This is a genomic window from Mixta hanseatica (assembly GCF_023517775.1).
GTDB classification, from domain to species: Bacteria; Pseudomonadota; Gammaproteobacteria; order Enterobacterales; family Enterobacteriaceae; genus Mixta; species Mixta hanseatica.
Genome location: NZ_CP082904.1, coordinates 2933040 through 2945440, shown reverse-complemented (window position 1 = coordinate 2945440; position 12401 = coordinate 2933040). Strand labels below are relative to the sequence as shown.

Annotated in this window: 10 protein-coding genes and 1 pseudogene; all 11 read left to right on the top strand. The window is 57.0% G+C overall.

Going from position 1 to position 12401, the window contains the following annotated elements:
• Positions 1 to 322 precede the first annotated feature (322 nt).
• Entirely contained in the window at positions 323 to 760 is a 438-nt protein-coding gene (locus tag K6958_RS13980) for an NADH-quinone oxidoreductase subunit A (protein WP_249891706.1), read from the top strand.
• Between the two features lie 15 nt (positions 761 to 775).
• The gene (locus K6958_RS13975) at positions 776 to 1450 is read left to right on the top strand and encodes a NuoB/complex I 20 kDa subunit family protein (RefSeq protein ID WP_249891705.1); all 675 of its coding nucleotides are present in this window, start codon (positions 776 to 778) and stop codon (positions 1448 to 1450) included.
• Positions 1451 to 1568: 118 nt separating this feature from the next.
• Complete coding sequence (nuoC, locus tag K6958_RS13970; RefSeq protein WP_249891704.1) at positions 1569 to 3368, top strand: NADH-quinone oxidoreductase subunit C/D; 1800 nt, start codon at positions 1569 to 1571, stop codon at positions 3366 to 3368.
• Positions 3343 to 3886, top strand: a pseudogene (nuoE, locus tag K6958_RS13965) (NADH-quinone oxidoreductase subunit NuoE). The gene nuoC and the pseudogene nuoE overlap by 26 nt, the downstream one beginning before the upstream one ends.
• Positions 3883 to 5229: an NADH-quinone oxidoreductase subunit NuoF gene (gene nuoF, locus K6958_RS13960; RefSeq protein ID WP_249891702.1), complete on the top strand. Its 1347-nt coding sequence runs from the start codon at positions 3883 to 3885 to the stop codon at positions 5227 to 5229. The pseudogene nuoE and the gene nuoF overlap by 4 nt, the downstream one beginning before the upstream one ends.
• A 171-nt stretch (positions 5230 to 5400) precedes the next feature.
• The gene (nuoG, locus tag K6958_RS13955; protein ID WP_249891701.1) at positions 5401 to 8124 is read left to right on the top strand and encodes an NADH-quinone oxidoreductase subunit NuoG; all 2724 of its coding nucleotides are present in this window, start codon (positions 5401 to 5403) and stop codon (positions 8122 to 8124) included.
• Positions 8121 to 9098, top strand: coding sequence for an NADH-quinone oxidoreductase subunit NuoH (nuoH, locus tag K6958_RS13950; protein ID WP_249891700.1), 978 nt, complete (start codon positions 8121 to 8123; stop codon positions 9096 to 9098). Before nuoG ends, nuoH begins: the two co-directional genes overlap by 4 nt.
• Positions 9099 to 9111: 13 nt before the next feature.
• On the top strand, positions 9112 to 9654 hold the full coding sequence (gene nuoI / locus K6958_RS13945) for an NADH-quinone oxidoreductase subunit NuoI (RefSeq protein ID WP_249891699.1): 543 nt from the start codon (positions 9112 to 9114) through the stop codon (positions 9652 to 9654).
• 10 nt (positions 9655 to 9664) lie between these two features.
• Positions 9665 to 10222 (top strand): NADH-quinone oxidoreductase subunit J, encoded by a 558-nt coding sequence (gene nuoJ / locus K6958_RS13940; protein WP_249891698.1) that lies wholly within the window; start codon positions 9665 to 9667, stop codon positions 10220 to 10222.
• Positions 10219 to 10521 carry an NADH-quinone oxidoreductase subunit NuoK gene (nuoK, locus tag K6958_RS13935; RefSeq protein ID WP_103794150.1) on the top strand — a complete coding sequence of 101 codons (303 nt, stop codon included), beginning with the start codon at positions 10219 to 10221 and terminating at the stop codon, positions 10519 to 10521. The genes nuoJ and nuoK overlap by 4 nt, the downstream gene beginning before the upstream one ends.
• Positions 10518 to 12353, top strand: a complete 1836-nt coding sequence (gene nuoL / locus K6958_RS13930) for an NADH-quinone oxidoreductase subunit L (RefSeq protein ID WP_249891697.1) — start codon at positions 10518 to 10520, stop codon at positions 12351 to 12353. Before nuoK ends, nuoL begins: the two co-directional genes overlap by 4 nt.
• Positions 12354 to 12401 lie beyond the last annotated feature (48 nt).

The following is a 12401-nucleotide window of genomic DNA, read 5'->3' as shown; positions in this document are numbered from 1 at the left end:
ATATGTTTGTTAAATGCGCGATCCAACCGTGCAACTACCCACTACACTTAATTTACATTCTGAAACTGACACGATTTAGCCTAATAACCGCGCATCATATGTTAATAAAATGATGCAAGTGTAAATTAACGTGTGGATACTTTTGTCAAAGTTGACAAAAGGTTATAGAAAGGGGTAAAAAACCCCATTAAATTGCTGCTTATAGGTTAAAGACAGCATAATTTATAAGGTTTTTCATCCTTCCCTTGAATTAATGTGGTGTGTTCTTCGCTATCGGCATCGCAGGACGCTAAACGCCACTTTTGATGAGTAAGCAGAGAGTATGTCAACAACCACCGAAGTTATCGCTCATCACTGGGCATTCGCTGTTTTTATCGTTGTCGCTTTTGGGCTATGCGTCTTTATGCTGGCCGGCGGCTGGCTGTTAGGGGGACGCGCCCGCGCACGCCATAAAAATACCCCTTTTGAATCAGGTATCGACCCGGTTGGCAGTACGCATCTGCGCCTTTCTGCCAAGTTCTACCTGGTGGCGATGTTCTTCGTTATCTTCGACGTAGAAGCCCTCTTTTTATATGCATGGTCGACCTCTATCCGTGAAAGCGGCTGGGTCGGCTTTGTTGAAGCCGCAATTTTCATTTTGGTGCTGTTGGCTGGTCTGGTTTATCTGGTGCGGATTGGTGCGCTGGATTGGGCGCCTGCGCGTCGTCGCGTAGACGTTGATACCGGTAAGGTCACTAACACCAACCCTCAAAAGCAGTAACAGCGAGGCATTAAGATGGACTATACGCTCACCCGCATAGACCCCAACGGTGAGAATGACCGTTATCCCCTGCAGAAACAGGAGATCGTTTCCGACCCTCTGGAGCAGCATGTCCACCGTAGCGTTTACATGGGCAAACTGGAAAACGCACTGCATGACATGGTGAACTGGGGTCGTAAGAACTCTCTTTGGCCGTTTAACTTCGGCCTCTCCTGTTGTTATGTCGAAATGACGACCTCTTTTACCTCGGTGCATGACGTTGCCCGCTTTGGTTCTGAAGTTATTCGTGCTTCGCCGCGTCAGGCTGATTTTATGGTGGTTGCCGGTACGCCATTCACCAAAATGGCACCGGTCATTCAGCGTTTGTATGACCAGATGCTGGAGCCGAAATGGGTGATCTCCATGGGCGCCTGCGCCAACTCGGGCGGCATGTATGACATCTACTCGGTGGTGCAGGGCGTGGATAAGTTCCTGCCGGTGGATGTCTATATCCCGGGCTGCCCACCGCGTCCGGAAGCCTATATGCAGGCGCTACTGCTGTTGCAGGAATCTATTGGCAAAGAACGTCGTCCGCTCTCCTGGGTCGTTGGCGATCAGGGCGTTTATCGCGCCAATATGCAGTCCGAGCGTGAAAGAAAACGCGGCGATCGCATCGCGGTAACCAACCTGCGTAGCCCGGACGAAATTTAAATTAACACTTTATGGATGGGGCCTGACACGCAGCGCAATAACACTACCAACCAACGCGCGCACCTCATCCTGACACCAACGACTTCGTGCCTGTTTTCAGGCCAATGGTGAGTAACGTATGACAGATTTGACCACGCAAGATCTCGCTCAGCCTGCATGGCAAACCCGGGATCACCTGGATGACCCGGTGATTGGCGAGTTGCGTAACCGCTTTGGGCCGGATGCCTTTACCGTCCAGCCGACGCGTACTGGCATCCCGGTGGTTTGGGTGAAGCGTGAACAGCTGCTGGAGATCGCGGAATTCCTGTGTAAGCTGCCAAAACCCTATGTGATGCTGTATGACCTGCACGGCATGGATGAGCGCCTGCGTACCCACCGTAACGGGCTGCCCGCTGCGGATTTTTCCGTTTTCTACCATCTGCTTTCTATTGAGCGTAATAGCGACATTATGCTCAAGGTGGCCCTGTCTGAAAACGACATGCATCTGCCGACGCTGACCAAAATTTTCCCTAACGCCAACTGGTATGAGCGTGAAACCTGGGAGATGTTTGGCGTCACTTTCGACGGCCATCCTCATCTGACGCGCATCATGATGCCGCCAACCTGGGAAGGCCACCCGCTGCGCAAAGACTATCCGGCGCGTGCAACAGAATTCAATCCTTTTGAGCTGACTAAGCAGAAAGAGGATCTGGAGATGGAAGCGCTGCGTTTCAAACCGGAAGACTGGGGCATGAAGCGCGGCACCGAAAATGAGGACTTCATGTTCCTCAACCTCGGTCCAAACCACCCGTCGGCGCACGGTGCGTTCCGCATCGTGATGCAGTTGGACGGCGAAGAGATTGTCGATTGCGTACCGGATATTGGCTATCACCATCGCGGCGCGGAAAAAATGGGCGAGCGCCAGTCCTGGCACAGCTACATTCCTTACACCGATCGCGTGGAATATCTCGGCGGCTGCGTTAACGAAATGCCTTACGTGCTGGCGGTGGAAAAGCTGGCGGGTATCGTGGTGCCGGATCGCGTTAACGTGATCCGCGTGATGCTTTCTGAGCTGTTCCGCATCAACAGCCATCTGCTCTATATCTCTACCTTTATTCAGGACGTGGGCGCCATGTCGCCGGTGTTCTTCGCCTTCACCGACCGTCAGAAAATTTATGACGTGGTGGAAGCGATTACCGGTTTCCGTATGCACCCGGCCTGGTTCCGTATTGGCGGCGTCGCACACGATCTGCCGAAAGGTTGGGAGCGCCTGCTGCGAGAATTCCTCGACTGGATGCCGAAGCGCCTGAAGGAATATGAAACCGTCGCGCTGAAAAACAGCGTGCTGGTAGGCCGTGCTAAAGGCGTTGCCTGCTACGGAAAAGATGAAGCGCTGGCCTGGGGTTCTACCGGCGCGGGTCTGCGTGCCACCGGCATCGACTTTGACGTGCGCAAATGGCGCCCTTACTCCGGTTATGAAAACTTCGATTTCGAAGTCCCGGTCGGCGGCGGCGTCAGCGACGCTTACACCCGCGTGATGCTGAAAATGGAAGAGATGCGTCAGAGCCTGCGTATTCTGGAGCAGTGCCTGAACAATATGCCGGCGGGGCCGTTTAAAGCCGATCATCCGTTGACCACGCCGCCGCCGAAAGAGCGTACGCTGCAGCATATTGAAACCCTGATTACCCACTTCCTGCAGGTTTCCTGGGGACCGGTAATGCCTGCGAACGAATCATTGCAGATGATCGAAGCCACCAAGGGGATCAACAGCTACTACCTGACCAGCGACGGCAGTACCGTAAGCTATCGCACGCGTATTCGTACGCCAAGCTTCCCGCACCTGCAGCAGATCCCCTCGGTGATCCGCGGCAGCCTGGTATCCGACCTGATCGTTTACCTGGGTAGTATCGATTTTGTTATGTCAGACGTGGACCGCTAATTATGCACGATCAAAAAATTGCCATCGAAACGATCGACCCGACCGAGGTCTTTGAGCTGAGTGCGGCAGAACGCGACGCGATTGAGCATGAAAAACACCATTACGAAGATGCACGCGCAGCCTCTATCGAAGCGCTGAAAATCGTGCAGAAACAACGCGGCTGGGTGCCGGATGGTGCCATTAATGCCATTGCCGAGGTGTTAGGCATTCCGGCCAGCGACGTTGAAGGGGTCGCCACCTTTTACAGCCAGATTTTCCGTCAGCCGGTTGGCCGCCACGTGATCCGCTATTGTGATAGCGTGGTTTGCCACATCACCGGTTATCAGGGCATCCAGGCGGCGCTGGAGCAGTCATTGAATATCAAACCAGGCCAGACCACGGCCGATGGCCGCTTCACGCTGCTGCCGACCTGTTGCCTCGGTAACTGTGATAAAGGCCCGACGATGATGGTGGATGAAGATACTCATGTTCACCTGACGCCGGAAAATATTCCATCGTTACTGGAGCAGTATCAATGACAGTAAAAGAGATCATTCGTACTGCGGAGACGCATCCGCTGACCTGGCGCATGCGTGACGATAAGCAGCCGGTGTGGATTGACGAATACCGCAGCAAAAATGGCTATGCCGGCGCGGAAAAAGCGCTGAAAGGCCTGGCGCCTGACGAGATCGTCGCGCTGGTTAAAGATTCCGGCCTGAAAGGGCGCGGCGGCGCAGGCTTCTCCACCGGTCTGAAGTGGAGCCTGATGCCGAAAGACGAGTCGATGAACATCCGTTACCTGCTGTGTAACGCCGATGAGATGGAGCCGGGCACCTATAAAGACCGCCTGCTGATGGAGCAGATGCCGCACCAGCTGGTGGAAGGGATGCTGATCAGCGCCTTTGCGCTGAAGGCGTACCGCGGCTATATCTTCCTGCGCGGCGAATATATTGAAGCGGCGGTGCATCTGCGTCGCGCCATCGCCGAAGCGACCGAAGCGGGCTTCCTTGGCAAAAATATCCTTGGCTCCGGCTTTGATTTCGAACTGATCGTGCACACCGGTGCCGGCCGCTATATTTGCGGCGAAGAGACGGCGCTGATCAACTCACTGGAAGGCCGCCGCGCCAACCCACGCTCCAAGCCGCCATTCCCGGCTTCTGCCGGCGTCTGGGGCAAGCCGACCTGCGTAAACAACGTGGAAACCCTCTCTAACGTGCCGGCCATCCTGGCCAACGGCGTGGAGTGGTACAAAGGCCTGTCGAAGAGCGATGATGCCGGCACCAAGATGATGGGCTTCTCCGGCCGGGTAAAAAACCCGGGCGTCTGGGAGCTGCCGTTCGGCATTACGGCGCGTGAAATTCTGGAAGATTATGCCGGCGGCATGCGCGACGGGCTGAAATTTAAAGCCTGGCAGCCGGGCGGCGCGGGCACGGACTTCCTGACCGAACAGCATCTGGATCTGCCGATGGAATTCGCCAGCATCGGTAAAGCGGGCAGCCGTCTGGGCACCGCGTTGGCGATGGCGGTAGATCATGAAATCAATATGGTTTCTCTGGTGCGCAACCTGGAAGAGTTTTTCGCCCGTGAATCCTGCGGCTGGTGTACGCCATGTCGTGACGGCCTGCCGTGGAGCGTAAAAATCCTGCGCGCCCTGGAGCAGGGCAAAGGGCAGCCGGGCGATATTGAAACGCTACAGCAGCTGTGTCGTCAGCTGGGCCCGGGTAAAACATTTTGCGCCCATGCGCCAGGCGCCGTAGAGCCATTACAAAGCGCGATCAAATACTTCCGTGAAGAGTTTGAGGCCGGTATCGCGCCGCAGGTGTTTGGTAATACGCGTGCCATTAACGGTATTCAGCCGAACCTGCTGAAAGCGCGCTGGTAAACATAACGGAGCGCCAGAGCGCTCCTTTCGCGCAACAACGCGAGATATACCCTGCGTCATTCAAGTGACAGAAAAGCCAACGCACAGGCAGCTTGAAATAGCGCGGGTATAAATAGCCAAAATTTGTGTTTAACGCTCGGCTATGCCGAGCCTTACGGAAGCATGTTCACTATGGCTACAATTCATGTAGACGGTAAAGAATATGAGGTAGATGGGGCGGACAACCTGCTACAGGCATGTCTCTCTCTTGGCCTGGATATTCCTTATTTTTGCTGGCACCCGGCGCTGGGAAGCGTGGGCGCCTGCCGCCAGTGCGCGGTAAAGCAATACCAAAACGCTGAGGATACCCGCGGTCGCCTCGTCATGTCCTGCATGACGCCTGCCTCCGACGGTACCTTTATTTCTATCGACGATGGCGAAGCGAAAGAGTTCCGTGAAAGCGTGGTTGAGTGGCTAATGACTAACCACCCACACGATTGCCCGGTCTGTGAAGAGGGCGGCAACTGTCATCTGCAGGATATGACGGTAATGACCGGCCACAGCTTCCGTCGCTACCGTTTCACCAAGCGTACCCACCGTAATCAGGATCTGGGGCCCTTTATCTCGCATGAGATGAACCGCTGTATCGCCTGTTACCGCTGCGTGCGCTACTACAAAGATTATGCGGACGGCAAAGATCTGGGCGTCTATGGCGCGCATGACAACGTCTATTTTGGCCGTCCGGAAGATGGCACGCTGGAGAGCGAATTCTCCGGTAACCTGGTCGAAATCTGCCCGACCGGCGTTTTCACCGATAAAACCCACTCCGAACGCTATAACCGTAAATGGGATATGCAGTTTGCGCCCAGCATCTGCCAGCAGTGCAGCGTCGGCTGTAACACCAGCCCGGGCGAGCGCTATGGCGAACTGCGCCGTATCGAAAACCGCTATAACGGCAGCGTGAACCACTATTTCCTCTGTGACCGCGGTCGCTTCGGCTATGGCTATGTGAATCGCAAAGATCGCCCGCGCCAGCCGATGCAGCGTCGCGGCAATGACTGGGTGGCGTTGAACGCCGAGCAGGCGATGCAGGGCGCGGCGGATATCCTGCGCCAGGCGAAAAAAGTGATCGGTATCGGCTCACCGCGCGCCAGCGTAGAAAGCAACTTCGCGCTGCGTGAACTGGTCGGCGCGGCTAATTTCTCCACCGGCATGCCGGCGGGCGAGCAGGCGCGTCTGGCGCTGATGCTGAAAGTGCTGCGCGAAGGCGGCATTCATACGCCGGCGCTGCGTGAAATTGAAAGCTACGATGCGGTACTGGTGCTGGGCGAAGATCTGACGCAAACCGGCGCGCGCGTGGCGCTCTCCGTACGTCAGGCGGTAAAAGGCAAAGCACGCGAGATGGCGGCGGCGCAAAAAGTGGCCGACTGGCAGATCGCAGCGATCATGAACATCGGTCAGCACGCCAAACATCCGCTGTTTGTCACCAACGTTGATGAAACCCGTCTGGATGATATCGCCGCCTGGAGCTACCGCGCGCCGGTAGAAGATCAGGCGCGTCTCGGTTTCGCCATCGCCCATGCGCTGGATGCCGGCGCGCCGGCGGTAAGCGATTTCGACAGCAGCCTGAACGGTAAGCTTGACGTGATTGTCCAGGCGCTGGCCGGAGCGAAAAAGCCGCTGATTATTTCCGGTACCCACTCTGGCAGCGAAGCGATGATCGAAGCGGCGGCTAACGTGGCTAAAGCGCTGAAAGGGCGCGGCGCCGATGTCGGCATTACGCTGCTGGCTTCCGCCGCTAATAGCGTTGGCCTTGGCATGATCGGCGGCAATACGCTGGACGATGCGCTGGAGCAGCTGGAAAACGGCAGCGCCGACGCGGTAGTGATTCTGGAAAACGATCTCTATCGTCACGCGCCGAAAGCGAAAGTGGATGCCGCGCTGCGTAACGCCGACAGTGTTATCGTGCTTGATCATCAGCGCACGGCCACCATGGAAAAAGCGGGTCTGATTCTGTCAGGCGCCAGCTTTGCCGAGAGCGACGGCACGCTGGTAAACCAGGAAGGCCGCGCCCAGCGTTTCTTCCAGGTTTACGATCCCTCTTACTACGATCCAAAGGTGGTAATGCTGGAAAGCTGGCGCTGGCTGCACTCGCTGCATAGCGCGCTGGAAAGCCGTCACGTTGACTGGACGCAGCTGGATCATGTTATCGACGCCGTAGTCGCCGCGCTGCCGCAGCTGAAAGGCATTAAAGATGCCGCGCCGGACGCCTCTTTCCGTATTCGCGGGCAGAAACTGTCGCGTTCGCCGCATCGCTCCAGCGGACGTACCGCCGCACGTGCCAATATCAGCGTGCATGAGCCGCGTCAGCCGCAGGATCAGGACACCATGTTCTCCTTCTCAATGGAAGGGAACAACCAGCCGAGCGCGCCGCGTTCTGAGATTCCTTTCGCCTGGGCGCCAGGCTGGAACTCGCCGCAGGCGTGGAACAAATTCCAGGATGAAGTAGGCGGCAAACTGCGCAACGGCGATCCGGGCGTGCGTCTGTTTGAAGCGGCGGCGAGCGAGCTGGCATGGTTCACCCAGGTGCCAACCGCCTTCGCCCGTAACGGCGGCTGGCGCGTGGCGCCTTACTACAATCTGTTCGGCAGTGAAGAGATGACGCAGCGCGCGCCGGTCATCCAACAGCGTATGCCGCAGGCGGCGCTGGTGATCAACCCGGCCGATGCCGCCCAGCTCGGCGTAAACGCCGGTACGGCGGTAGAGTTCAGCTGCTCCGGTGAAACGCTGCGCTTGCCTGTGCGCTTCTCCGACGCGCTGCAGGCCGGACAGGTCGGTCTGCCGCTGGGTATGCCGGGCGTCCCGCCGTTCCTGTCGGGCGCGAACATTGAGACTCTGCGGGAGGCGGCACAATGAGCTGGTTAACACCGGACGTTATCGATATCTTGCTGGGCATTCTCAAGGCGATCGTCATCCTGCTGGTGGTGGTTTCCTGCGGTGCCTTTATGAGCTTCGGCGAGCGCCGTCTGCTTGGCCTGTTCCAGAACCGCTACGGGCCTAACCGTGTCGGCTGGGGCGGCTCGCTGCAGCTGGTGGCGGATATGATCAAAATGTTCTTTAAAGAGGACTGGGTCCCGCCGTTTACCGATCGCTTTATCTTTACGTTGGCCCCGGTTATCGCCTTCGTATCACTGCTGTTAGCGTTCGCCATCGTGCCGGTCAGCCCGACATGGATGGTAACCGACCTTAATATCGGGCTGCTGTTCTTCCTGATGATGGCCGGTCTGGCGGTTTACGCGGTGCTGTTCGCCGGCTGGGCGAGTAACAACAAATACTCCCTGCTGGGCGCGATGCGTGCCTCGGCGCAGACGCTGAGCTACGAAGTGTTCCTCGGCCTGTCGCTGATGGGCGTGGTGGCGCAGGCGGGCTCGTTCAACATGAACGACATCGTTAATAGCCAGGCGCACCTGTGGAATATTATCCCGCAGTTCTTTGGCTTCCTGACTTTCTGTATTGCTGGCGTGGCGGTGTGTCACCGCCATCCGTTTGACCAGCCGGAAGCGGAGCAGGAGCTGGCGGATGGTTACCACATCGAATATTCCGGCATGAAGTTCGGCCTGTTCTTCGTGGGCGAATATGTGGCGATTACCACGGTTTCCGCGCTGATTGTGACGCTGTTTTTCGGCGGCTGGCAGGGCCCATGGTTGCCGCCCTTTATCTGGTTCGCTATTAAAACGGCATTCTTCATGATGATGTTTATTCTGATTCGTGCTGCGTTGCCACGTCCGCGCTATGACCAGGTGATGTCCTTCGGCTGGAAAGTATGTCTGCCGTTGACGCTGTTGAACCTGCTGGCTACCGCCGCAGTGATTCTGTACAACGCGCAGTAAAGGGGTTGTAACCATGACATTAAAAGACATTATTGTCGGTTTCGGCACCCAGGTACGCAGTATCTGGATGATGAGCCTGCATGCCTTTGCGAAACGCGAAACGCAAATGTATCCGGATGAACCGGTTTATCTGCCGCCGCGCTATCGTGGACGTATTGTTCTGACGCGCGATCCCGATGGGGCGGAGCGCTGCGTGGCGTGTAATCTGTGCGCCGTAGCCTGTCCGGTCAGCTGTATTTCGCTGCAAAAGGCGGAAACGGTGGACGGCCGCTGGTATCCGGAATTTTTCCGCATCAACTTTTCACGCTGCATTTTCTGCGGTATGTGCGAAGAGGCGTGCCCGACCACGGCAATTCAGCTGACGCCCGATTTCGAACTGGGCGAGTTTAAACGTCAGGATCTGGTGTACGAGAAAGAAGACCTGCTGATTTCAGGGCCGGGCAAATACCCGGAGTACAACTTCTACCGTATGGCAGGCATGGCGATCGAAGGGAAAGACAAGGGCGAAGCGGAAAACGAAGCCAAACCCATCGACGTCAAAGGCTTGTTACCTTAAGGAGCCAGGCATGGAATTTGCGTTTTATCTTTGTGGTCTGGTGGCGGTGCTAACCACGCTACGCGTGATTACCCACACCAACCCGGTACATGCGTTGCTGTACCTGATCGTTTCGTTGCTGGCGATCGCCGGTGTTTTCTTCTCGCTCGGCGCCTATTTCGCCGGCGCGCTGGAGATCATCGTCTACGCCGGCGCCATCATGGTGCTGTTCGTCTTCGTGGTAATGATGCTGAACCTGGGCAAGTCGGTACAGGATCAGGAACGCCAGTGGCTGCAGCCTTCGCTGTGGATTGGCCCGGGCCTGGTGTCGCTGGTGCTGTTGTTCGTGATGGTCTACGCCATTATGAGCGCCAACGACCAGGGCATCGATGGCACGGTTATCGATGCGAAAGCGGTGGGTATCAGCCTGTTTGGTCCTTATGTGCTGGCGGTTGAACTGGCGTCAATGCTGCTGCTGGCGGGGCTGGTGGTCGCGTTCCATATCGGGCGTGAAGATCGTCATGGCGAAGTGCTTAGCAACCGCGTCAGCGATGCAGCGGTTGCGAAAACGAAGGAGGAGCGCGCATGATCCCTCTACAACATGGACTGATTCTGGCAGCCGTGCTGTTTGTCCTCGGACTGACATCGTTGGTGATGCGTCGTAATCTGCTGTTTATGTTAATTGGTCTGGAAATCATGATTAACGCCGCGGCTCTGGCGTTAGTGGTGGCGGGAAGCTACTGGGGGCAGGCGGATGGTCAGGTGATGTATATCCTGGCGATCAGCCTTGCCGCAGCGGAGGCCAGCATTGGCCTGGCGCTGTTGCTGCAGCTCTACCGCCGTCGTCAAACCCTGAACATTGACACAGTGAGCGAGATGCGCGGATGAATCTTCTTTACTTAACCATACTGCTTCCGCTGATCGGCTTTTTGCTGCTGGCGTTTTCTCGCGGCCGCTGGTCAGAAAACCTGTCTGCTACCGTAGGCGTGGGTTCAATTGGCCTGGCGGCGCTGGTCACGGCCTGGGTCGGCATCGACTTCTTTAACCATGAGCGCGCGCCGTTTATCCAGACCTTATGGACCTGGATGCACGTCGGTAATTTTAATATCGGCGTCACCCTGACGCTGGACGGTCTCTCTTTCACCATGCTGTCGGTGGTGACCGGGGTGGGCTTCTTTATTCATATGTTCGCCTCCTGGTATATGCGTGGGGAAGAGGGTTATTCGCGCTTCTTTGCCTATACCAACCTGTTTATCGCCAGCATGGTGGTTCTGGTGCTGTCCGATAACCTGCTGCTGATGTATCTCGGCTGGGAAGGGGTGGGGCTCTGCTCTTATCTGCTGATTGGTTTCTATTACACCAATCCGGATAACGGCAAGGCGGCGATGAAGGCCTTTATCATTACCCGTGTGGGTGACGTGTTCCTCGCCTTTGCGCTGTTCATTCTTTATAACGAACTGGGCACGCTGAACTTCCGCGAGATGGTGGAACTGGCGCCGGCGCACTTCGCGGCGGATAACCACATGCTGCAGTGGGCGACGCTGATGCTGCTGGGCGGCGCGGTCGGTAAATCGGCGCAGCTGCCGCTGCAGACCTGGCTTGCCGATGCGATGGCGGGTCCGACGCCGGTTTCGGCGCTGATCCACGCGGCGACCATGGTAACCGCCGGCGTTTATCTGATCGCCCGTACCCATGGACTGTTCCTGATGACGCCGGAAGTGCTGCATCTGGTGGGCATCGTGGGTGCGGTCACGCTGGTGCTGGCGGGCTTCGCCGCGCTGGTGCAGACCGATATCAAACGCGTGCTGGCCTACTCCACCATGAGCCAGATCGGTTATATGTTCCTGGCGCTGGGCGTTCAGGCCTGGGATGCGGCTATTTTCCACCTGATGACTCACGCTTTCTTTAAAGCGCTGCTGTTCCTTTCTTCCGGTTCGGTGATTCTGGCCTGCCACCACGAGCAGAACATTTTCAAAATGGGCGGACTGCGTAAAAGCATCCCGCTGGTATATATCTGCTTCCTGGTGGGCGGGGCGGCGCTGGCGGCGCTGCCGCTGGTGACCGCCGGCTTCTACAGTAAGGATGAAATCCTGTTCGGCGCGCTGGCGAACGGCCATGTCAACCTGATGGTTGCCGGGCTGGTGGGCGCTTTCCTGACCTCGATTTATACCTTCCGCATGATCTTTATCGTCTTCCACGGTGAAGAGAAAATTCATGCGCATGCAGGCAAAGGAATCACGCATCATCTGCCGCTTATTGTACTGATGGTTCTTTCCACCTTTATCGGCGCGCTGATCACGCCGCCGCTGGCTGGCGTACTGCCGGCGGGCGAGCATGGCGAAGCGGGCAAAATGGGGCTGGAAATCGCTTCGGGCGTGGTGGCTATTGTAGGCATCCTGATTGCCGCCTGGCTCTGGCTTGGCAAGCGTTCGCTGGTCTCCAGCGTGGCGCGCAGCGCGCCAGGGCGTTTCTTCGGCACCTGGTGGTTTGCCGCCTGGGGCTTCGACTGGCTGTATGACAAAATTTTCGTTAAGCCTTATTTGGGCATCGCCTGGCTGCTGTCGCGCGATCCGCTCAATGCGCTGCTGAATACGCCGGCTCTGGTTTCTCGCCTGGCGAATAAAGGGCTGGTGGTGAGCGAAAATGGTTATCTGCGCTGGTACGTCGCTTCCATGAGCGTGGGTGCCGTTGTGGTGCTGGCGCTGCTGCTGGTGATGTAAGGTTAGTGAGCGGGATGCGGCGTTGTCGCATCCCACCCGATAAGCTTG